The following is a 21,310-nucleotide window of genomic DNA, read 5'->3' as shown; positions in this document are numbered from 1 at the left end:
TTGAACTGCGGAAATACCCCAGGGCCAGACAGGGTCGAGAACGGCGCCACAACCACGCACAGAGCCCCGGACATTGGAAGCCCAACCCCACCCACCACCAAAACACACCAATCTGACGAACCGTCAGGAGCAGTGGAGAAATTCAGAACGTCGCATCAACAAATTCAGCAGGCTTCATCAAAAACCATTGAATGGCGCCCGAAATTACGTGTCACTAGCTCCCGAAGAAAAATTCTGGCTGCCCGGAGACGGGGGACTTGCGCGGCTTGCGTGCGCCCTAGGCAACCTCAACCCAGCGATCGGGCACCCCGTGACACGGCGCCGTGTCAAGCCTTCGCGAATCTGCGCTCCAGCCGCCCCGAGGGCCTCTGACCAGCCACGGAACGGAAATTCGCGAAAACTCGATCCCGTCCTCGATCGCTCGCAGAGTGGCCCTCGCCCAACAACCCCCGGCCCGACGCCGGGCATCCGAGAGGAACACCCATGTCCACCACGACCACCACCCAGACCCCCGAGCCCGATCCGCAGGAGCTGGCCCGGGAGCGCCAACAGCGGCTCGTCCTCCTCCTGGCGCTCACCTTCGCCCTCACGGTGCTCGGCACCGTGCTCGCCATCGGCGCAGCACTCTTCGTCCGATGGGCGCCGGCCTGGGCCGACCCCGCCGCAGTCGGCATCGCCACCTTCGCCGCGTTCACGTCCCTGGCCCTACCCGCCCTGCTGTACCTGTCGCGCCGCTAACACCACGCACCGCGCGGGCCCGGCCACGGGAGGGACGGCCGGGCCCAGCGTTCCCACTGGGAACACCCACGGCACACTGATCCGATGATCCAGCGCCGCCCCCTGGGCACCGGCCCCCGCCCCACCACCGACGTCCCCGCCGCGGCCGGCCCCCGTGCCCGCCTCGCAGCCGAGCTGGCCGCCCCGGCCGCCGAAAACATCAGCCCCGCCGGCCGGTCCGCGGCCGCGGAGGCGCCCGGCCGGCGCCGTCTGGGATCCGGAACCACAGCGGCTGGGCACTGACCTCCCGTCACCGGCCGTGCGTGGCTGCCCCCTTGACCAGGGAGAACAAACCAGGAGGTCAAGGGGCTAAAGCACTCACCCACCAGGAACCTCACCGGCCAACTCACCGGTGACTGCGCTTCCCAGTCACCACTCCCCCGTGGGCAAGCCAGGCTTGCCCACACCCTGCGGCTGTTACCCGCCCGGTTACCAGCCCGGTTACCTCCACCCCTGTTACCCGCTCTGACCAGGACGGATACTCCCCGGACCCGGCTCCCGCGCCGGAGGTAACACCAGGCTTGCCCAGCAGCACGGAGGCTTGCCCACACCGGCCGGGACCGAGCAGCAGGGCTTGCCCGCGCCCCGTCCCGAGGGCGCCCGGCCGAAGCCAGCCCCACCCCGGGCCGCCCGGACGGAGGTTGCACCGGAAGGGGGCTGGACAGTTGCCTGTAGAGGGGCACTAGGGGTTGCACCGGAGGTGTGGCCGGGAGTGGGACCCTCCCTTTTGCGATCTTGATCATCGTGCCTGGTCAGGGCCGGTGGGCAAGCCTGTCAACCGCGACGACACCTCTTTCTGCGATAGCCAGGAAGAGGTCCAGTGCTGCTCAGGGCGGGCCGGCGGCCGCCGAGGCCGAACCGGCCTGGTCCTGCCGCGCCCTGTCGCGCCTGTCGCACACCGGGGGTTTCGGCCTCCCGGCGCAGGCCACAGGGCCTCTGTCGCGCCGACAGGCCGACCCTCGCGACAGGGCCGCACGACAGGCTCCGGAGGCGTACGAGCGGACCTCGGCAACCCCCTGCCCGCGTACGCGCCCAGCACCGCAGCTTTCCCGGCCGTGTGCGGGTCAGCCGTCGCCGATGGCGGCGCTGCAGGATTCCCGTCCGAGGCGGCTCCCCCGCAACCCGCCAGGATCACGGCCGCCACCCCAACGCCCGCAACCCGTCACCCCGCTACCCGCCGCACCATGCCTCCCGCTCTCGTGATCACCCCACGCCAACCACCCCAACCCCCACGATCACCCCGAGAAACCAGTCAGCCTCACCCACACCCGGCCCCCGCCCGCCAACCTCCACCCCGACCAACTCCAACCCGCCCCTTCGCCCCAGCCCAGACCTAATGTCTGAGCACTCACCGGTCAGAAAGTTGGGGCTGACCTGGGGCGATGTGCGGTGAGTCCGCGTGCACGTTCCCCCTATGTTTGCCCCCATAAGTTCCCCCTGCGTTTCCCCCCATGGTTACCCCCATCTGTTCCCCCCTGCGGTTCCCCTCGATGGGTCCTCCCGCGGTCCCGAGCCGCGCGGACCGGAGGGGGGTCACAGGACGGGGAGGCAGCACAAAGACGGCGGGGCCGCCCCCTCCAGGGCGGCCCCGCCTTCGGCTACTCGGTCAGGCTGTGGCCTTCATTGGCCGCCACGCCCGACGGGGTGACGGTTGTTGCTCCAAGGCCCGTTCAAGGTCAGAAGGCTGCGGAGATGCCTTTGACCAGTCCGGACAGCCACTTTCCGGACCGGCGGGTCCGCGACGGCTTGGTGCGGACCCAGATGACGGGGGCCGGTTCGGTGACCGGCTCCGCGACCTGCGGGTGCTGAGTCTCCGCGGGGCGGGTGTCCGGCACGAGTGCCGGCTCCGGCTCCGGCTCGTGGCGGGGATTGGGCAGGGTGAGCACGGTGGCCAGGGCGGCCTTGGTGTGGTGGAGGTCCTCCTCGAGTGCGGTGAGCCGGTGGTGCATGTCGTGGTTGACGGTGCCGGTGCGGGAGGCCTCGATGCGGTCCCATGCCTGGAGCCAGCGCCTGACCTCCGCCTCGTTGGTCACTCCGCAGGCTCGGACGAAGTGTGCGAGGAGCTCCCGGCGGCAGGGCCGGGTGCCGTTGAGGACTGCGCCGAGCGTGGTGCGCGGCAGCAGGGTGACGGTGCTGAAGCGGGGCTTGGCCCGATTCTCCAGTTCACGCAACGACGGGTTCCCGGCCCGAAGCCGCAGGTTCTGCATGGCGTGGAGCAGGTCGACGGGCTCGGAGATGTACTGGAGTGCCTTGACCGGCCGCCGGGGTGCCGCCGGAGTGGTCTTGCCCGGGGCAGGGACAGAGGCGGCCTTCGTCCACAGCCGCCTCGCCTCGGTGATGTTGCCGCCGCAGGCCTTGGTGTAGGCCTCGACGACTGGCCATGCGGGGATACTCGGCTGCTTCCCGACCATGCGGACCAATTCGGCCCGGTACAGGGTGCTGCGGGAGATGGACATGCCCATCCGCTCGGTTCGGCTCGCCACCTGGCTGACAGAGAGGCCCGAGGCCTGGCGCAGTGACAGCAGCCACTGCGCCAGACCCCGGGCGGTGTGCTCAGCCAGGGCGCTGGGTTCGCGCCCCATCGCGGTCTCTTAGGAGACCTGGCGGCGGGTGGTGAGTGTGTCGACCAGCCGGCGGATCAGCTCGATGCCGAGCAGGCCGCCGACGGCGAGGATGGTGATGACGGTGTCCACCGGCATCCCGTAGAAGGTGAGTGCGGCGGTGAGGAGGATGACGATGACCACGATGATCGTGGCGGGCACCGGGACCAGGGGTCCGGTGCTCGTCGTCGGAGCCTCCACACACGCGGCTGCGCGCGCGGTCTTCTTCTTCAACTGTTACTCCTGGGGATCGTTGCCACTCGACAGGTCCACCAGCTGACCGACGGCCTTGCAGGACCGAAGGTCTTAGACCTCCCCACAGCGTTCAGGACCCTCGTGTGCCCGTCTACACGCGCCGGAGGCGTCGTTTCAGCTTGTCCCACTGGAAGTTGAAACAGCGTCAGTGTTGATCGCGCAGGTCATGGCGACGCCCGTCCGGGCCGCCGGGGCGCGCCGCGGCCTCTTGTCCAAGGTGTGACGGACAGGAGGCCTTGTCCCGGCACGCTGGAACCCTCAGGCTGCGATGCGTAGCCCGAACCAGATCGGGCCTCACGGAGGGGAGCACAGGCGATGCGTATCAATCGGTCAGGACCGCAGTCCCTCGCCCTGTTCCACGCCGGCCTCGGCCTGGTGAACACCCTGGCTCCCTCGTGGGATCCCTCCTCAGCCCTGGTGCGGGCCACTCTGCCCGTCTCCCGGATGACTCCGGCAGACGCGTCCGGATGCCCGCCGGCCAGGCATGGAACCCATGCCCGCCGTCCCAGGAGGCTGTCCCCGGCCCGGTCTTGGACCGTGCCGTAACAGGGATGTCTCCCAGAGCCATGTCCACATGTCTGCAGGTCAGGCATGTCCGGGACGTGGCCGACTGCGTCCGCCCCCCCTGGGGCGGATCCCTCGTACGCGGTCTCCCCGGGCCGTTGCCACTCGACACAACAGGGGAAACAGGTCGGTTCTCGTTGCAGCGAGACCGGCCCTCGGTGCGGCCTCCGGCCGCACCCTGAGCTTTGAAACACCGGAAGGCCACGGGCAGGTGGAGAGAACTCTCCTCACCGGCCGCCGGCGATGCCCCAGACATCGGCCGACCGGGTAACTGGGCGTTTCACGTCCCGGTCACCGCAGCCACGGTGAAACGCAGCCCCGCAGCAAGCCCGTCCCATGACCTCGCTCGCGAAGCTGCTCGGCGTCTCCCGCAACACCGCCTGATCCCGTCCGGACGCCCCAGCACGAAGACGCCCATCCCTGTGAGAGCAGCGTGAAGAGAGCGGCGGGGCCGCCCCTTCCAGGACGGCCCCGCGTTCGTCTTGTCGATCAGGCTGCGGCGCTGATCCTCGTGCCCTGGTACCAAGCGGGCGGCGGGTACACCTTCTGGTTCTCCAGCCACCTGAGGTACAGAACGCCGACCCCGTCGAGGAGGGGGCTGATACGCCGGATCTCGAGGAAGGGACTGACCCCCCGAATGCGAGACCAGGCATCGAACCAGGCCGGCAGCGCGCGCCCAGGGATGCCGCAGGCCTGAAGGAAGCTCAGGTACTGCGACACGTCCACCGGCATGGCCTGGCCCCGCATGATGCGGTGCGCGGTGGTGCGAGGCAGGTGGTAGTCCCCGACTCGCTCAACGAAATCCCGGATGGACGGACGCCCGGCGGCCTCGTAGGCGGCCCGCAGGGCACGGCTGAGGTCGGCCTCGCTGGCGGCGAGGTCCGGTCGCGGCGCGGCGCCCCAGCGCTTGGGCCGGCGCTTGCAGGCCTCGTAGGCGGACACGTAGAGCCATCCGGCGTCGTCGTAACCCGGGCCGTTGGTGATGCCGCAGGCGGCCAGGTAGCCCTGGACGCAGTCCCACGTCGGCAGCGCCTTGCCGGCCGCGGCGCGCTTGAGGGTCGACGCCCCCCACGCGCTGTGCTTGGCCAGAGTGCTGTAGGGGATGCTGCCCCGCCTGTCGCGGAGGAACTGGGCCAACGCCCCAAGCTCGGGGATGGTGTGGTCGACGGGGGCTTCGGGGCGCCCCGGCCGGCTCACTAGTTCACGCTCCCGCTGCCGGGCCCGCCGAGCGCGGCGTTCAACAGCCGCCGCAGCAGGCCGCCGCCACCGCCCTTGCCACCCTTGACGTTCGAGGCGACCAGGACGGCGACACTGACCGCGCCGGCGCCCCCGAGCAGGACGAGGATGTCCTGCACGGGCATGTGCGCAATGAGGCTGAGGAGCACGGCGGCCGCCAGGTAGGCGGCGATAACGAGGGCGTGCGGCATGCCGAAGCGCACGCCGGAGGCCGGGGCCGAGGCCCCGTCGATCGTGTTCAATTCAGGCACCTTCACGGGTATGGGTCGACGGCCCCCAGGAGGGCCGCCGACCGACTGCTACTGGCTCCACCAGGCCTGTTCCGCTAGGTGATTGGCGTCACCTGCGCAGCGGAACGAAGCACTGCGGACCAAGCCTCTCAGCCCGTAGCCCCTCTTCGCCAAGAGCCGCGAATTGGCCCGGAAGGCGTCCCAGAATGTTGGCGCCGGGCCAACGAACACGCAGGGCCTCTGAGCTGGGACGATGGCGCTTCCGAGGCGCCCGAAAATTCATTGGCCCGATTTTTGTCCCAGCAACTGTGAGTGATACCTGAGCCCCCGCAGCCGTAGTCTCAACCTCGTTACGCGCGCTCTTCCTGATCCGACAGGTATGCGCGTTTACAGGCGCCCTGACTGCTACTGGCTCCAACCTAGGCAAACACCAGGGACATTGCGGGTCATGTTGGCGCGTGACCCGCGCGGCGGCCGATGAGCGTACCCATGGGGTGCGTACGTCGGCCTTTGCCGTATCCGCGGCAACACAAAAGCCGGAAGCAGCACAAGCGCCCCTGAGGGCCTTTCACAAGCCTTTGCAGCCCAACGGCCTTGGGGGCGACGTTCGGCCCTCACACGGCCGTACAGGGCCCTTCCCGGGCCTACCGCGACTTTCCGCTCCGGTTGAAGAGCGGGCACTCCCCCGCCTCAGCCCCTCGTGCGCGGCACGCGCCACGCACGGCACGCGTTGGCCGGCCCCAGCCGGGGCGATCGTCGTGTGCACGAGGGTGCCCGTGCACACGTGCACGTGTTGGGCGGCCCGGTGGTACTGCTCCCAGAGCGCTCTGGGCACCGGGCCTCACCCGCGCACGCCATATCGGCGCGGGCTGGCCCTGACCCTAGCCCCGGCCCCACCAGCCGCCTCGAGGAGCCCAACACGCGCGCGTGCAGGCGCGCATCCTGGCCCCCACCGTTCATCGGCCCCACGGCAGGTGATGAACCCATGTGTGACGCCTGCGCCAGGGGCGGGGGTTCGGTGGCCCCGGGCCTGGTCAGCCGTGTGACACCCGCCCGGTGTGACACCACCTGGCGGCCTGTGTGACAAGCCCGTGTGACACGGGCTGACGCCTGACACTGACGCCACCGGCCTGCGCGCCAGGGCCCCGGGCCAGGTCAGCGGCCGTTCTGACGTGTCAGGTGTCAGCCCGGGCCGCGGGTACGGCCGCGGGCAGTGCCGACCACCGGGTCGCCGAGCGGGGCCTGAGTGGACGTCACCCGAGGCCGATCATCAACCCGAAGCCCCACACGCCCCGCTGAGCGCCTTTCAGAGACCGCTCCCACCTGGGGGGCCGAAATCACCTCCGAGGCGCTCAGCGGGCCGCACAGCGGCCCTTCCGGCCCTCGCTAGGCCCGGCCGCGTCCGGGTGCCACAGCCCAGCCGCCCGGCGCTCGAGCCAGATTTCTGACCCGCATCCTGCGCCACTGACCCACTACAGGACTCTCCCCAGGGGCGGTTACCGGTTACCGGTTACAGGCCGGAGAACGCGGATTCGCGCAGCTCAGGCCAGGCCGGACCCGGTAACCCCAGGGCTGTAACCGGTAACCGGTAACCGCCCCTGGCGGCTAGACCGGCGCCGTGGCGGCCTGTGGCACAGACTGCTGGGCGTAGGCGGCCAACTCGGGGTGCTCAGCAGCCAGCTGCTCGCGCAGCCGCCGAGTCTCCTCCGCCTCGGCCTCCCGCCGCGCCCGCCGCTCGGCATCCCCGGCCGCCTCCCACTCGGCGTGCTCGACGTACGCGTCGTCCAGCATCGCGCCCCACTTCGCAGCCGTCCTGGCGCGCTCAGCCTGGGCGGCGTACTCCGCGTCCCGCTCAGCCCGCAGGCCCACCGTGGCCCGCTCAATCGCCTCAGCCTCGACCCGGTCGTGGCACTGCCAGCACAGACCGTCCTCCGGCCGCGGGCCGTGTCCGGCTGCCTCGCAGGGCCGGCCGTCCTCGTCGGCGCCCTGGCATTCCCACCACACCGGAGCCGGGCCAGCTTCCCGCGGGCCCGGTACCCGGCCCTGCTGCCTGGCCGCCTTCCGGTCCGCACGCCGCTGCTCGCACGCCGGGCACGCCGCGTCGCGGTCGATGGTCACGCCGTCCTCGCACATCGGGTCCGGGCAGTCCGTGGACGGGCGCACCAGGCCCACCGCGACCCCGACCGGGGAGCCGATGCCCGGCCCGCCCTCGGCCAGGGCGTCCCGGTAGCCGTGAGCCCACCACCGACGCTCCACCCGCGCCGCCAGCTGCTCGGCGGTCCGCCCACCGTCCAGCGCGCCCAGGATCGCGTCCCTCAGCACTGCCGGCCGGTACTTCGGCAGCAGCGCGGCCAGGGCCTCGGGCCAGGCAGCCTCGACCCGGGCCACCGCGGCGGCCTGCTCACGGGACATCCGCACCCCGGCGCTCTTGCCGGCCTTCCCCGAGCGCGAACCCCGGTTCGGCGCGCCAGCGCCGGAGGACGCGGCGGAGCCGCCCGCGCTAGCACGCGCGCTACTACCCGCACTAGCCCTACGGGCGTCACCAGCGGCTCGCGCCGCAGGCGCTTGATCGTCTTCTGTTGTCTTCTGGCTAACAGTCTTCTTAGTGACTCCCGTGTTCCCCGACACCCGGGGAACACGGGAGTCGGGGCTGACCTGGTCAATTGAATCGTTTTCGCAGGTCAGCCCCGACTCCCGGGATTCCGGGAGTCGGGGAACGGTGATCTCGACCCGCTTCGAGGGCTTCCCCGCGAGCTTCGCCCGGCGCTTCGCGGCCGCGGCCTTCGCGGCCGCGGTCGGCTCGATCAGCTGCACCTGCCGGACATCCCGCTCACGCTCGACCGACGCCAGCAGCGCCGACACCTCCGCGTCGCTGGCCGGGGTGTCGTAGACCACCACCTCGGTGGACCACTGGTTGCCCTCCCAGACCATGACCCGGATCTTCACGACGTACCGGGCCACCTGGAGCAGCCCCATCGCGGCCGCCAGCCCGTCCCGGCCGTACCCGTACTTCCGGGCGATCTCGGCCAGTGTCACGTCCCAACCGTCCTGGTGGCGGATCAGCACCGCCAACAGCCCCAAGGCCGTCAGATCAAGGCCCGGAGCGTCGTCGATCGTCTCGTTCGGGACCGCCGCGAACCGTGCCGGCCGCCCACTGCGCTTCTTCACCGCCCCACCCCCGCTCGGGTGGACATGCCATCGTGACCGAGGCCATGTGGTGCCTGGCCTGCCGTTCCACGTACGCTCATCAGTGAGCGCACCTCCAACCTCTTGCTGTGATGTCGCGCCTCTCCAGACCAGGGCCGCGAACCCTGGGATGGACCTGTCGAGCCCCGCCTCCCGGCGGGGCTCGCTGTGTTGTGGGGCCATGCTCCCGCACCCCGGCTAATCGGGATCAGAGCAGTTATTTTTCGTAGGTCTCTTCGTAGGTCTCTTGGGGTCAATGCGGCGGGGGCTGATATCTGTCCCGCTGCGTGCAAGACCGAGCGACTGTTTAATTCTGCGCATGAATTCAGATTTTCACGCATTGCTGCAGCGGCTTATTCGGTGTTTCCCGCAGCAGCCTGAGAATTTAGAGAAGTGGCCCACCGGAGAATGGTCGCTCCCCCGGCTACCTTTACGGCAACTTCCACTACACGGCCGTCAGCCAGGTAAACCGTACGAACCACCTGAGTCACGATTACCTCCCCGGCAGTGAGACCGAGGGCGGCCTTTTCGGATTCCGTGGCGTAGCGAGAGGTCACCTCTTCCAAGACATGGTCCTGGGCGCTCCCCAGCCGTTCTGCCGCCAGCTCGCGAGACCCGCCGGTGGATACCAGTTCCGTCAGTTCTGGGGTGGCAGCGATCACGTAAGCCGGGTAGTACGAGCTGCTGACGTGTACCGGTACGCCGTTCCGGCTGACCACGCGGCGCCGCACGTGCACGGGCGTGCCGTGGGCTACGTCCAGACGTGGCGCTACCACTTCATCCGCGCCGACCGTGCCGATCTCCACGATGTGCGAGGTCTCCCCGCCAGCAAGGGCGCTACCAGTGGCCTCGTGCAGACGTACTCGGGCCGCGATGTTGTTACTGATGGGGCCCGCGACGATGGTTCCGACGCCGGCCTTCGGGAGGGTCAGCCCCTCCTGCTTGAGCACACGAAAGGCCCTGTTGGCGGTCGTCTGCGCCACGCCGAAGTGTTCGCCGACCTGCCGCAACGACGGCATCGTGTCGCCTGGCCTGAGTGCCCCGTCTTGGATCTGCTTGCGGTAGTACGCCGCGATCTCCGCGTAACCGGCCGTCTCGGTCATACCAGGCCCTTCCTTTGGCTAGTGCCGTACTCCCCGCGAGTACAGCGGTGCACCTCTGAGGCTAAACCACAGAGAGTTGCAGCGCTACCACTAGCGCTGCTTAGCGCTAGTGGTCTACGGTGATGGAGCGCGATGACGCCCCGCCCGGTACCCCTGGCGGGGGCTAGTCAGCGTGTCCCGGTCCTGTGTTTGCGTCGTCTGACCTGCGCAAACACAGATCGCCCGGTCGGCGTTGGAGCGCCAACCGGGCGGCAACGCAGCCGTTGGAGCGCCTGCGTTGCTGCCGGACCTGTCCATATGCGTGGAGAGAGGCCGACTTCGTGATGGTTGCAGAGGCGAGGCGCTGGTGGCGCCCCAGGCGGGGCCTGTGTCCCGCAGCGGTGACACGGACGGTCTTACCGTCACGGCGCTGCACCGCGGGACCGGTTGAGACCTGCCAGGCGCCGGAGGCGCTGGGCCTGGGCGGGGACGAGCTGCGGGTGCGTGCGGGCCTGCGGGCGCTCGGGGTGGAGCTGTGAGCGCGGTGGGCGGGGTGCCCCCGCTGCCGGAGGGTTGGGTCGCGTCGCGTCCAACGGATTGGCTGGACCGGCTCTGGGAGTTCGAGGACCTGGCGCCCGCTCCGGCGGTGCGCCGGGAGCAGTCGGGCGGTGCGGCCTGTGTGGGGGCGGACCCGAGGATGTTCTACCCGGAGCCGTGGGAGACCACGACCGGCGCGGCCGTGCCCTCGGAGGCGGAGCGGACGGCGCTGGCGTACTGCGGGCGGTGCCCGATTGTTGCCTGGTGCCTGGCCCAGGACCTGAATGACTCCTCCACTCCGTCGAAGGTGCTGGGGGTGCGCGGGGGGCTGCGGCAGGGGGACCGGCGGGCGCTGCACGTGAAGGTGTTCGGCAAGCGGCCGCGAAACGGGGCACAACGGTGAGCGCCCCCACGGTCGGCGCCGCGAAGGCGCGGAAGAAGCGCAAGAAGAAGCACGGCAAGGCCGCGGCTGCGGTGCAGGTGGCGGTGCAGCCGTCGCGGTGGCGGTGGCTGGCCTACAACGGCGGCGCCGCTGCGGTCGGGCACTGCCTGCTCTGGGGCGTCGCCGGTGACCCGATGGCGGGCGCGACGGTCATGGCGGACATCAACCTGTCGCTGGTGCCGGTGGCCACGTTCACGCTCACGTGCACCGCCGCGTACGCGGGGTGGAAGGCCGGCGGGGTCCTGAGGGGGCTTCCCGGGCTCGCGGGTCTCGCGGCCCGTCCAGCCGGGGCGCTCGGCGCCGCGTTCTGGGGCCAGGGGACCGGCCATCTCGTCACGGAGTTCATGTCGTGGTCGGCCCCGTGGTCGGCGCTGCTGGCGCCGCTCGCCGTGGCCGGGGCGGTCGGCTCCGTCTGCTGGCTCTACCTGGAGCGGCACTCCGCCGGTTGGACGGCGCCGCTGCGGTGGGCCGCCCGGATCCCGCTCGCCACCGTCGTTCTCTCCTCTCTCCTCTACGCTCCGGGAGCGCTGCTGTGACCTCGACTCAGATCATCGCCACGGACGTGGTGCTGGCCGCGGGGCCCGTGTTCGGGTCGGTCGGTCTCTCCGGCCTCGCCCTGGCGAGCGGCCTGCTGCTGTTCCTCGGCGTGCGCGGCTCGGACCGCATGAAGCTGGACAGGGACAAGGCCGGGTCGTGGGGCATCGCGTTCGGCACGCTGGCCGTGGCGGCCGGCGAGCTGTGGGGCGACGTGGTCAAGGGCATCTCGGAGGTGCCCACGTCCGTGATCCAGGGCTCCGGCCTGGGGAACATCGGCCTCGGCGGAGTCGCCCTGGCGTTGAGCATCCTGACGTTCGTCCCGAAGTGGAAGCGCACCTTGTGGCCCGCGCTGCTGGGCATCTCGGCCGGGGTCATCTACGGACAGGCCGGCGGTATCTGGAGCATCGGCGTCGGCCTGGTGCTCAAACTCGCGAACATCGTGGGCGCGCTGTGAGCACCGGGGCGCAGGTCAAAGAGATCGTCCGGCCGGGGAGCGCGTTCACCGCGCTCGTGTCCGGGTCGGTCGTGCTCGCGGGGATGGTCTGCCGGTGCGGCGGGCGGGTGCTCGGGTGGGCCTGGAACGCGGCCAGCGTGGACACCGAGGCCACCGCGGCCGCCCAGGCCAAGGCCGACAAGGCCGCGAAGTCGAAAGCGGCCAAGGCCAAGGCCCGCCGGGCCAAGGCCGACCAGGACGACGACCTCGACGAGGACCAGGAGCCGGGGGACGGCGCCGAGGTGACGGCGCCTCCGGTGAAGCCGGTCCGCCGTCCGGTGCCCGAATCCCTGGGGCTGGCCGCGTTCGGCGGGCTGCTCGTCTCCGGCGCGGCTGGCACCGCCGGAACCCTGCTGTGGCCGTACGTGCAGCAGCTCGGCCCGTACCAGGGCGTGCTGGCCACGGCCGGTGGCCTGGGGTGGGCGGTGGCGGCCTGGATGCTCGCGCCCGCCCCGCCCCCGGACGAGGACGACGACCAGGAGCCGGACGCCGCGGAGCAGGCGGAGGACGCCGAGGCCACGGAACCGGCACCGGACCGGGGTACGGCGCTGCTGCTGCACGTGGTGGGTGCGCTGGCCGAGGCGGAGGTCAAAGGGCGGGCGGGGGTGCACCTGGACGTGGTGCTGGCCTCCGCGGTCGCGGCCGGGCTGCTTCCGGAGGGGACGGGGCAGGGGGAGCTGCGGACTTGGGTGGAGGGCTGCGGCCTGCCTACCGCCGACAAGGTCGGGATGCGGATCGGCGGTAAGCCGGTGACCCGCGTGGGGCTGCGGATCGATACCGCGACGGCGGCCTTGGGGATGTCCCCGGCGGCCCTGCTGCGGGCCCGCGCCCAGGCCCCCGTCACGGCCCCGGGGGAGACCGCCGTGGCGGCCGCTGCGGCCCCCGCCCGGGTGCCCGTTCAGGCGGTCGGGGAGAGGCCCGCCGAGGCCTCCGTCCCGGCCCCCGCTGGCACCCCCGCACCGGCCGCCTTGCGGCTTATCCCGGGGGGTCTGCTGGACCCCGATTCGGCCCCTTCCCCGGCTCTCTTCCCGGGCCGGGCCCAGGAAGCCCGTTAGACCGGCCTATCGGCCGTGTGACCTGCGGTTCTATCGGCGGCCTAACGGGCCCTAACAGGGCCCCTGACGGCCGTCCCTGACACCCAAAGACGCCGGACCCGAGAGGGGTCCGGACATGCCGGAGCGCCCCCCGATCAACTTGGCGGAAGACGAAGGGGCGCCCGGTTCCATCCCTCACGAGAGACGGAGCCACATCATGGCATTGCGCAAGACGATCTCCCAGAGCGAGCTGGCCCAGGGCCAGACCGACACCGACCGCGAGCGCCACGCCACCGAGTACAGCGCTTCGCGCGGCGGCTGGTTCAAGGCGGAGTCCAAGCCGGAGCCGGGCCAGGACAAGGACAGCAGCGGCGGCGGCCGTCTGTGGGGTCGGCGGTGAGCCGGGCGACGGCGCCGCGCTGCCACGGCCGGCGCATGCGGCAGGACCGGGCCACCCGGGGCACCTACCGGTGCGCGGTGTGCGGGACCTGGACCGCCCGCCTGATCGCCGCCCTCGCCGGGGGTGCGCGGTGAGCGACGTGCAGAGCGCCGAGTACCAGGCCGCGCTGGAGCGGCAGCGCCAGGAGGCGGCGGCCGCGGAGGCCGCGGCGGCGGCCATACGGAACGCCTCGGAGGCGGCCGCCGCGCTGAACGCGCAGATCGCCGCGCACCTGTCCGGCCGCTGACCCGGCCTCCCTTGTCGGCCTCGGAAGTGCACCCCCCGAAGGGGGCGAGCCACTGCGGCCGGACCGATCCGGCGGGCCGGGAGACGACCTCCCGGCCCGCCCCCAAGTTTTCGCTTTGGAGGTTCCTGTGACGACGCCCCAGACGCTGCACGACCTGACCCGGCCGCCGGTGCCGCTCGCTCCGGTCGGACCGGGTGCCGCTCCGGTTGGGCGGGGCGGTGCTCCGGCTCCGCGTCCGAGGGGGGAGGATGCCGGGATGAACGAGACGCTGACGGACGGCCACCACGTAGGCCAGGAGGAGGCCGTGGCCCCGGCCGCTCCGGCCACGGCCGGGGCCACTCCGGCCACACGGCCGGGCGCTCCGGGCGGACCGGAGGGCGCTCCGCCCCCGCCGCGCCAGGGCGGCCTGGGGTGGCCGGGGCCGGTCGGCCACCCGGTGGCCGTGGCCCCGGCCACCGGCCAGGCGGACCCGGCCAGGGTGGCCACCCCCCAGGCCGGGGCCGCAGTGCCTCGCCGGGTCGCGCGGTTGCTCGCGGCGGCCGCTCTGATCGGCATGATCCCGGTCACGATCATCGGGTTCGCCGCCTCATACAGCACCCTGGCCGCGATGGCCGAGGCAGCCGGGTTCGCCACGTGGCTGGCCCCGTGGATCCCCATCGGCATCGACGGCGCGATCATCGGGTTCCTGGCGCTGGACCTGTACCTGACGGGCCGCCGCATCCCCTGGCCGCTGCTGAGGTTCGGCGCCCACGCCATGACCGCAGCCACCGTGGTCATCAACGCGGCCGGGGGCACCATCGTGAAGGCGGCCGCCGACGGTGCGGCGGTGGCCGGCCCGGTACGGGTGCTGTGGCACGCGCTGATGCCGATCCTCTTCGTCGTCGGCGTGGAGGGCGCCCGGCGCCTGATCGTGCACGCCGCGGCGCTGGAAGACGGCACAGCCAGCGACCGGATCCCGCTGCACCGCTGGGTGCTGGCCCCGGTCCGTACGGGCCGCCTGTACCGGCGCATGCGGCTCGCCGTGGTGCGCAGCTACCCGGAGATGGTGGAGCGGGAGCAGGCACTGGAGGGCTACCGCGTGTGGCTCACCCAGGAGCTGAAGGGGGACCTGTCGAAGGCGACCGAGGTGCAGCTGCTGCCGATGACGATGGCGCCCCGCGGCTACACCGTGGAAGAGGCCCTTGCCCTCCCGGCGAAGTGGCGGGCGGAGGCGGCGGAACGGTTCCGCGCCGAGGCGGAGCGCGAGCGCGCGGAGGCGGAGCGCCAGCGCCGGCAGGCCAAGGAAGACAAGCTGCGCGCCTTGGAGGACGCCTCCGACATCGAGGTCGCCACGCACGAGCAGGCGGCCCGGACCGGGACAGCGGCCGCGCAGGCGGAGGCCGCGAAGGCGGCCGCGGAGTCGGCGGCGCAGGCGGCCAAGGCGGCGGCGGAGCACCGCCGTACGGCGGCGGAGCGCCAGGCCTTGGCGGAGGCCGAGGCGCTGGAGTCAGCGGAGGCGGCGGCCGCCCGCCGCAAGGCCGCCGAGGACTTCGCGGCGGCGGAGCGGGCCGAGGCGGAGGCGGAGCGGCAGCGCGCGGAGAAGGAGAAGGCGGCGGCCGAAGCGGTGCGGCAGCGGGCGGCGGCCGTGCGTCACGCGGAGGCCGAGGAGCGGGCCAAGGCCGACCAGGCGGCGGCGGAGCAGGCGGCCGCCGAGGCGGCCTGGGCGGCCCAGACCGCCCGGTACGAGACGGCCATGGTCGAGGCACGCGCCCAGCAGGCCGAGGACTACGCCCGTCTGACCCCGCGTGAGCGCTCCGAGCGCCAGGTGGCCCGGATGATCCTGGCCGCCGGAGGCGACCCGGAGGCCATCCCGCTCACCATGATCATGGACGTGCTGAACGTGAAGCAGACCGCCGCAGGCGACATCCGCAAGGCGGCCGTGGTCCTGCTGGACGGCGGCTACCAGCCGACCGAGCTGGAGACCATGCTGGACGCCCGGGCCTGACCAGGCACATGACGGCGGGCGGCACCCGGGTTCGGGTGCCGCCCGCCGTCGTCTATCGGGTCAGGACCGCCCGCCCCACCACCGCCTGCGCGGCCCGGACTCCTGCGGCACCGGTTCGGCCTGTGCCTGGCCGGGCACGGCCGGCCCGTCCGGCCGGGGGGTGAGCGCGGCTCGCTCCGGCGCCGGGGTCAGGGCCGCCACGGCCCGCTGCAAGTCCGCGATGCGCTCGCCTCGCTCCGCGAGCTGCACGCGCAGGTGCTCGGCCTCGGCCTCGGCCAGCTTCTGCCCGTACTCGGCGCGGGCCAGCGCGAGTGCGTGCTCGGCGCGGACGCGCTCGAGTTCCGTGCGGAGCACGGCAGCGTCCTGGTTCTCGCCGCTGGCCGTAGCGGCGGCGCCGGCCGGGGCCTCGGCGGCCTGGTCCGCCGGGGCGGGGGCGTTGAGCCGGAACCCGGCGGCCAGCAGATCGGCCACCGGGATCATCCAGCCGCGCTTGGGGTCCTCGAAGGCGCCGGGCAGGTCACCGGCTTCACGGCGGCGGCGGATCGTGGTGCGGCTGACGCCGCACGCGGCGGCGGCCTCCCGCTGGGTCAGCATCGGGCGGGTGCTCATGTGCACATCCTCTCTGGCCACCGTGCAAGCGGCTGCAGACCCGTGGGGGCGCGAAAAAAATCAAGAGCCCACACCCCGGTACCGATCGCCGTCGCATGCCCAGGCTTCGCCTCAGGGCACCCCGCAACCCGCCTATCTTGTCCATCTTGATTGTGCGTCCTACATGGGTTCATATATGTCATCTCAACTGGTTCATTTATGGCGCCCTGTGAACCATCAAACCAGGCAGATCGGCCCGCGCAAATCAAGTTGCGGGCATGGGGTGATGGTGTGTCATGCTCTTGCACATGGAGCTGACGACGGCACAGGAAACGGGGACAGGCGACGAAGCCCCGGTGATGGACGAGCAGGACGGCTTGAGCCAGGAGAGGACGATCGCGCTGATCTTGGAGCGGTCCAAGCGGACGAACCGCACCGTTCCGATCCGGCGGTCCTTCCTTCAGCAGGCCGCCTCGGCCGCCTCGGCCAGCGGCCGGAAGACCCCTGGGCCGCTGCGGACGCTGGTGAGCAAGAAGCAGGAACGGCCGCTGGACATCTACCTGCTGCTGGCGGCGGTGACGGGGGCCGGGGACTACTCGGCGACCGACTGGTCGACGACCTGGGCGCGCTCCGTGGGGCTCTTCGACGAGAACACCGGCGGAGCGGCCGTCTCCAGGGCCTGGAAGGCGTTGAAGGACCTCCAGCTCGTCTCGACCTCGCGGGGCGAGGGCCGCAAGACGAAGGTGACCAAGCTCCTCGAGGACGGGACGGGCAGGCCCTACAAGCAGCCGGGCGACAGCCCCTACTTCCAGCTGCCGTTCGAGTACTGGGAGAAGGGCTTCAACACCAAGCTGAGCCTTCCCGGCAAGGCGATGCTCCTGATCGCCCTGAGCCTGAGGAAGACCGAGTTCTCCCTCGTGCACGCACGGATCCAGGACTGGTACGGCATCAACCCCCAGACCGTGGCCAAGGGCATCAACGAACTCATCGAGCACCACGTCCTGGAGCAGTCAGGGCTGGAGTGGTTCGACACGCTCCACACCAGGTCCGGCAGGGGCTCGCGTCCGCTCTACCAGTTCCAGGACCCGTTCGTCCCCATCGGGCTCGACACGCCCGCCCAAGAGACCCCCTCCGAGCAGTAGACCCGGAGGACAAACAGACCGCATCGCCCCTCGGCGCCAACCTTGGAGGGCGATGCGGTCCCGAATGCCGGTTTCACCGGCAGATTGCTGGTTGCAATGTCCACTGTAAACAAGGGCCCCGTCCACCCGCTTTCCCCCCGTCAGCGGCTGCCCCGTGCCGTGTTGATCATCCTGCTGCTGAGCGTCCTCTGGACCATCGACCCGCAGTACGTCGACACGGTCTCGATGTGGCTCGGCATCCTCGTCGTGCTGCTTCCCGCGCCCTCCCCGGTGGCGTGCACCCACCACCAGCGTCCGGCGCTTGCCGCCGGCTGACCCCGTGGTCTGGGTGTGGTCGCCCCGGCGACCACACCCAGACCCACCTCCCGCGAAGGGCACCTCATGGGCATAGTCGGCGACAGCCTCGACCGAGCCGGCCAAGCCGCGTTCACCCGTCCCATTCCGCGCAGCGCGGGCGCGCAGATGCGTTACCTGGTCAAGCAACACAAGGGCTCCACCAAGGCCGTGGCCGGGCTGCTGGGTGTCTCGCAGCGCACGGTGGAGCGGTACGTGAAAGACCAGATCAAGAAGCCGAAGCCGGACCTCGCGGCCCGGATGGAGGCCGAGGTCCGGCGCCGATGGCAGCCCATGGTGCGCAAGCGCGCCCGGGACAAGGCCGCGACCCAGACGGGGCTGGTCATCGAGACGCGCGCCCGGTTCGGGTTCACCGCCGCCCCCGGCACCACGGACGACGCCCGGATGCGGCGGATCACGCAGTACCTGCCGCCGCAGTATGCGGGCCGGCTGTTCGCCGCCCAGGACGCCGGGGCCCCCGAGAGCGACCTGCAGCGGATCGCGGCCCAGGGCCTGCAGGACGTGTACTTCCAGGACAGCGGCGGCCGCGCCCAGGGCCTCCTGGTGGAGTTCACCGATATCGACTACATCGACGTGAACCTCTGAGTGTGGCCCATAGGACGGAGAGGCCCGGCGGGGGTGCTGTGCGCCGCTCTCGCCGCTTTTCGCTCCGCCGGGATGGTTCGGGGCGGAGCGGGGCCTGTTCGGCCGTCAGATCGCCACGCAGGGGGTCGCCCTACTGGGGATCCGAGTCTGGGAGTCGGGGCCCGCGCGCTACTCGATGAGGCCCGCCTTCTCGCCCAGCAGGACGATGAGGGTCGTCGTGCTGATGAACGTCGCGGCCGCCCAGACGATGGGCTCCGCCTCGTTGCCCGCGTGGGTGGCCGCGATGTACGCGGCGAGGGCGCCAGCGACGCCCGTCATCAGCGCCAGGAGCACGAAGAGCACCTTCGCCTTGGCGTCCTGGCGCCGCGGGCGGGCGATCTCACTGTTCATGTGTTCGATTCCACGGCTCTCGACCGGGCCAGGCCGCTGTTCGCTGTGTACCGTCATGGACGGACCCCCTGGGGTCTGGGGGGCCTGCTCGCCACGATCCGGGAAGATTCCAACGGGCAGGCCCCGACTTGTTCCTCGGGCCGGGTTGATCCGAGGATTGCTACTCCGCAGCCCCGCCGAGGCGCTCGCCTCGCTGGTGAGGCCCTTTGGCGGATGGACGGCGCCCGCAGTTGTGCGGCCTGCCGATGCGTGCTCCCGCTTGGGGAGTGAGAGCGACATTAACCCCAGACGCACCGTCAGGCGTGGCGCTGAACAGGGCAGTTACCTCTCGGTAGTAAAAGGTGGGGACGCTACGCGTGCGCCCGCCCGCGCACGCGTAGGCGCGTGTGTGACCCACCTCACCTCCCGCGCCGCCGATGTCGCCTCTGATGTGGCCCACTGCGCGAAAAGTGCCGGCGTCTCGACTTGAGCCCGTACTTCCGCAACATGGCCTTGCGCCGTTGGTCGTCCTGCACAAGCCACTGGTCGTACTCGACGGGAGACAGCTCCTGCGGTGGCCGGTTCGCCTTGCCCCGCCTGACCGATGCGATCTCCCAGCGCCGAACGGCTTGCAACAAAACACGACGAGTCGATGCGAACCAGCGCTCAACAGTAGATATCTCGTAGTCGGTGAGCTCGGCGAACTCGGTGGCAGGGATCCCCACCCCCATGGCCTTCCGGATCACGGATCGGGCTTTGGCCGAGATCATCAGTTCCTCCGCGGCCATACGAGTCCGCCGCGCCTGGATGGTGCCCAGCCTCTCCCTGGCCGTTTCGATCTCGACCTTCTGCACCGTGGACCGGTACCTGGCCGTCCACTTCGAGACCGCCTTCAGCGTGTAGCCGGAGGTCTTGGCGACCTCCTCGGGGCTGATGCCGGCCGAGACGGCTTCGACGACGCGCTTCCGAACCTCATGCAAGTGTTTCTCGTCGGCCGCTCGGAAGCGCTTCCGACGCCGGTGGACGCGAGTCAGGAATACCCGAACCTCCGCAGCAACCTCCTCCGGAGGTTTTCTGGGTAAACCCGGCTTTTTGATCATGGACACCCCCTTCGAGAGCATCCTGCCAACGGACGCCTGTGCAGGGGCAGGAGAGGGCTACCCCTGCACCCACACGTGCGGGGCGGGCCGCCCCTCTGCGGACCCGGATCGTGCCGCCGCAGATTGAGCAGGGTTGCGGGGCTAACTTCCGTTTCGGTCAGAATTGGCGAGGGCCGGCCAGGCACTAGTTGACGACGCCCAGGACGATGCGGGCTTGCGTGATGAAGGCCGCCATAGCCTCGCTGTGTTCCTCCCTGTGCTGAGCAAGTACTGGCTCCAGTGCTGGCCGCTTGTGGTCAAAGACCAGAGCAAGCTGCTCTGCCGACGTGAGCCCGGAGACTAGGCAGAGGGCCCCGTGAGCTAGCCGGAACGGGCCCGCCTCATCTTCGCCAGCTACAGCTGCGGTGCGCAGGGCAGCCAGTAGCTCCAACGCCAGCCTTGCTTCTTCTGCTTGCCCCTCAAACTGGTAGGAGAGGCGCGACAGACGCTCACTGGCCCGCTTGGCTTCAGCGCGTTTTCGGGCCAGGGCGGCGAGGTTCTCAGCGGTAACCAAGACACGAGTGAACGTGGCGGTGAGCGCGGTCGGCGCTAGGAGCTCGACAGCGCTCCGAGCCTGAAAGAAATGACCGTAGGCGGCGTCGACGCTGGCTTCGTCCGGTTCGGAATACAGCTGGTCCAGAGTGCGGGTGAACTCGCGGACCGTGCGGAGCAGGTCGGCTATCGCCCCCATCCGCTCATCGCGTACCGCGGCGGCATGAGAGGCGGCAGCCGCACGGTCGGTTTGTTCGCGCACCGCCTGGAGTGCGGCGGCGGCTGCGGTCTCGGCTGCCTTCTGGGCGGCGAGAGCCTGCGCCCGACCACCGTTGGCCTGGATTTTCGCGCCCAACACGGCGCCTCCGAAGGCACTCACCAAGGTGAGGAGGGCGAGCAGGGTCGTGGCGTGCTCTGTCAGGAAATCTGTCACGGCCCGATCCTTTCGTGTGGTCCACCCGCTTTCACTGCGTTCCCAAGGGGTTCTGCAAGCAGGTCAAGGGGTCTGTGCACGGCTGGTGACGGCACCTCAGGAGCCGGCCACTGACCGTGCTGCGGCGCCGTCGGTCTCGGAGACCGGGGCCGACGGGGCCAGCTCGGGGGACGGAAGGGCCGAAGGAGTCGGTGGCGGGGCGGGGACCAGTGCCCAACGGCGGCGCTCGATTCATGCCGCCCAGTCTCCAGGGCACGCCGATCTGGGCCCGCATGTCAGTCCATAGCCTCATTGTTCATGGCGGCCTGTGCCTGATTTGCACATCAAATTCCCACCCACGAGAACGTTTATTGAGGTACCCCTAGGAACCTCCTATCGGAGCAATTAAAGCCCGCATTTCCATTTCGTATAGCGACGCATCGAATTTCTCTATCTCTTCTGACGGTCTGTCAGGTGAGTGTGTTTTGGTGGTGGGTGGGGTGCGGCCTTGAACAGCCGGGGCGTTGTACGCTGTTGTGGGGGCCGTTCTCCATCTGTCTGACCCTGGAGTATTTCCACAGGTCAT

General features: G+C 70.6%; 23 protein-coding genes. 13 read left to right on the top strand and 10 right to left on the bottom strand.

The features are described from left to right. Window positions 1-483: 483 nt before the first annotated feature. Together ACFYZL_RS39595 and ACFYZL_RS39590 are read left to right on the top strand one after the other, a co-directional pair. Complete coding sequence (locus tag ACFYZL_RS39595; RefSeq protein WP_388686016.1) at window positions 484-738, top strand: hypothetical protein; 255 nt, start codon at window positions 484-486, stop codon at window positions 736-738. Between the two features lie 84 nt (window positions 739-822). Further along, window positions 823-1,020, top strand: a complete 198-nt coding sequence (locus tag ACFYZL_RS39590) for a hypothetical protein (protein ID WP_388686013.1) — start codon at window positions 823-825, stop codon at window positions 1,018-1,020. Between the two features lie 1,433 nt (window positions 1,021-2,453). Here the strand turns inward: ACFYZL_RS39590 and ACFYZL_RS39585 are convergent. The 6 genes from ACFYZL_RS39585 to ACFYZL_RS39560 form a co-directional block, all read right to left on the bottom strand. Then, window positions 2,454-3,359, bottom strand: coding sequence for a hypothetical protein (locus tag ACFYZL_RS39585; RefSeq protein ID WP_388686010.1), 906 nt, complete (start codon window positions 3,357-3,359; stop codon window positions 2,454-2,456). Between the two features lie 9 nt (window positions 3,360-3,368). Beyond that, the gene (locus ACFYZL_RS39580) at window positions 3,369-3,611 is read right to left on the bottom strand and encodes a hypothetical protein (protein ID WP_388686008.1); all 243 of its coding nucleotides are present in this window, start codon (window positions 3,609-3,611) and stop codon (window positions 3,369-3,371) included. Window positions 3,612-4,685: 1,074 nt separating this feature from the next. Continuing rightward, window positions 4,686-5,333: a hypothetical protein gene (locus ACFYZL_RS39575; protein WP_388686005.1), complete on the bottom strand. Its 648-nt coding sequence runs from the start codon at window positions 5,331-5,333 to the stop codon at window positions 4,686-4,688. A 59-nt stretch (window positions 5,334-5,392) separates the two neighbouring features. Next, window positions 5,393-5,674: a hypothetical protein gene (locus ACFYZL_RS39570; protein ID WP_388686003.1), complete on the bottom strand. Its 282-nt coding sequence runs from the start codon at window positions 5,672-5,674 to the stop codon at window positions 5,393-5,395. Between the two features lie 1,593 nt (window positions 5,675-7,267). Further along, entirely contained in the window at window positions 7,268-8,830 is a 1,563-nt protein-coding gene (locus ACFYZL_RS39565) for a hypothetical protein (protein WP_388686000.1), read from the bottom strand. Between the two features lie 371 nt (window positions 8,831-9,201). Further along, entirely contained in the window at window positions 9,202-9,951 is a 750-nt protein-coding gene (locus tag ACFYZL_RS39560; RefSeq protein ID WP_388685997.1) for a GntR family transcriptional regulator, read from the bottom strand. Window positions 9,952-10,465: 514 nt separating this feature from the next. On the opposite strand from ACFYZL_RS39560, the gene ACFYZL_RS39555 reads away from it, so the two are divergent. The 8 genes from ACFYZL_RS39555 (at window position 10,466) to ACFYZL_RS39520 (ending at window position 15,643) form a co-directional block, all read left to right on the top strand. Beyond that, window positions 10,466-10,870: a WhiB family transcriptional regulator gene (locus ACFYZL_RS39555; protein ID WP_388685995.1), complete on the top strand. Its 405-nt coding sequence runs from the start codon at window positions 10,466-10,468 to the stop codon at window positions 10,868-10,870. Beyond that, on the top strand, window positions 10,867-11,445 hold the full coding sequence (locus ACFYZL_RS39550) for a hypothetical protein (RefSeq protein ID WP_388685992.1): 579 nt from the start codon (window positions 10,867-10,869) through the stop codon (window positions 11,443-11,445). Before ACFYZL_RS39555 ends, ACFYZL_RS39550 begins: the two co-directional genes overlap by 4 nt. After that, on the top strand, window positions 11,442-11,900 hold the full coding sequence (locus ACFYZL_RS39545; protein ID WP_388685990.1) for a hypothetical protein: 459 nt from the start codon (window positions 11,442-11,444) through the stop codon (window positions 11,898-11,900). Before ACFYZL_RS39550 ends, ACFYZL_RS39545 begins: the two co-directional genes overlap by 4 nt. Next, window positions 11,897-12,994 carry a hypothetical protein gene (locus tag ACFYZL_RS39540; RefSeq protein WP_388685987.1) on the top strand — a complete coding sequence of 366 codons (1,098 nt, stop codon included), beginning with the start codon at window positions 11,897-11,899 and terminating at the stop codon, window positions 12,992-12,994. The genes ACFYZL_RS39545 and ACFYZL_RS39540 overlap by 4 nt, the downstream gene beginning before the upstream one ends. A gap of 196 nt (window positions 12,995-13,190) precedes the next feature. Next, window positions 13,191-13,373 carry a hypothetical protein gene (locus ACFYZL_RS39535; protein ID WP_388685985.1) on the top strand — a complete coding sequence of 61 codons (183 nt, stop codon included), beginning with the start codon at window positions 13,191-13,193 and terminating at the stop codon, window positions 13,371-13,373. After that, on the top strand, window positions 13,370-13,507 hold the full coding sequence (locus ACFYZL_RS39530; RefSeq protein ID WP_388685982.1) for a hypothetical protein: 138 nt from the start codon (window positions 13,370-13,372) through the stop codon (window positions 13,505-13,507). Before ACFYZL_RS39535 ends, ACFYZL_RS39530 begins: the two co-directional genes overlap by 4 nt. After that, window positions 13,504-13,659, top strand: a complete 156-nt coding sequence (locus ACFYZL_RS39525; protein WP_388685979.1) for a hypothetical protein — start codon at window positions 13,504-13,506, stop codon at window positions 13,657-13,659. The genes ACFYZL_RS39530 and ACFYZL_RS39525 overlap by 4 nt, the downstream gene beginning before the upstream one ends. A gap of 256 nt (window positions 13,660-13,915) precedes the next feature. Then, entirely contained in the window at window positions 13,916-15,643 is a 1,728-nt protein-coding gene (locus ACFYZL_RS39520; RefSeq protein WP_388685977.1) for a DUF2637 domain-containing protein, read from the top strand. A 60-nt stretch (window positions 15,644-15,703) separates the two neighbouring features. On the opposite strand, the gene ACFYZL_RS39515 is transcribed toward ACFYZL_RS39520, so the two are convergent. Next, window positions 15,704-16,252: a helix-turn-helix domain-containing protein gene (locus tag ACFYZL_RS39515; protein WP_388685974.1), complete on the bottom strand. Its 549-nt coding sequence runs from the start codon at window positions 16,250-16,252 to the stop codon at window positions 15,704-15,706. Window positions 16,253-16,539: 287 nt separating this feature from the next. On the opposite strand from ACFYZL_RS39515, the gene ACFYZL_RS39510 reads away from it, so the two are divergent. The 3 genes from ACFYZL_RS39510 (at window position 16,540) to tpg (ending at window position 18,312) form a co-directional block, all read left to right on the top strand. Next, entirely contained in the window at window positions 16,540-17,373 is an 834-nt protein-coding gene (locus ACFYZL_RS39510; RefSeq protein ID WP_388685973.1) for a hypothetical protein, read from the top strand. A gap of 96 nt (window positions 17,374-17,469) precedes the next feature. Beyond that, window positions 17,470-17,688 (top strand): hypothetical protein, encoded by a 219-nt coding sequence (locus ACFYZL_RS39505; RefSeq protein WP_388685971.1) that lies wholly within the window; start codon window positions 17,470-17,472, stop codon window positions 17,686-17,688. A 66-nt stretch (window positions 17,689-17,754) separates the two neighbouring features. Beyond that, a complete protein-coding gene (gene tpg, locus ACFYZL_RS39500; protein ID WP_388685968.1) occupies window positions 17,755-18,312 on the top strand; it encodes a telomere-protecting terminal protein Tpg in 558 nt (185 codons plus the stop codon). A 168-nt stretch (window positions 18,313-18,480) separates the two neighbouring features. Here the strand turns inward: tpg and ACFYZL_RS39495 are convergent, their stop codons facing one another. The 3 genes from ACFYZL_RS39495 to ACFYZL_RS39485 form a co-directional block, all read right to left on the bottom strand. Then, window positions 18,481-18,702 carry a hypothetical protein gene (locus ACFYZL_RS39495; RefSeq protein ID WP_388685965.1) on the bottom strand — a complete coding sequence of 74 codons (222 nt, stop codon included), beginning with the start codon at window positions 18,700-18,702 and terminating at the stop codon, window positions 18,481-18,483. 398 nt (window positions 18,703-19,100) lie between these two features. Then, a complete protein-coding gene (locus ACFYZL_RS39490; RefSeq protein WP_388685963.1) occupies window positions 19,101-19,781 on the bottom strand; it encodes a hypothetical protein in 681 nt (226 codons plus the stop codon). Between the two features lie 184 nt (window positions 19,782-19,965). Then, the gene (locus tag ACFYZL_RS39485) at window positions 19,966-20,745 is read right to left on the bottom strand and encodes a hypothetical protein (RefSeq protein ID WP_388685961.1); all 780 of its coding nucleotides are present in this window, start codon (window positions 20,743-20,745) and stop codon (window positions 19,966-19,968) included. Between the last annotated feature and the right edge of the window lie 565 nt (window positions 20,746-21,310).

Origin of the sequence: Streptomyces sp. NPDC001717, from assembly GCF_042892775.1 — a bacterium.
GTDB lineage: Bacteria > Actinomycetota > Actinomycetes > Streptomycetales > Streptomycetaceae > Streptomyces.
Note: the sequence above shows the minus strand (reverse complement) of the source record. Positions and strands in the feature narration are given on the sequence as shown.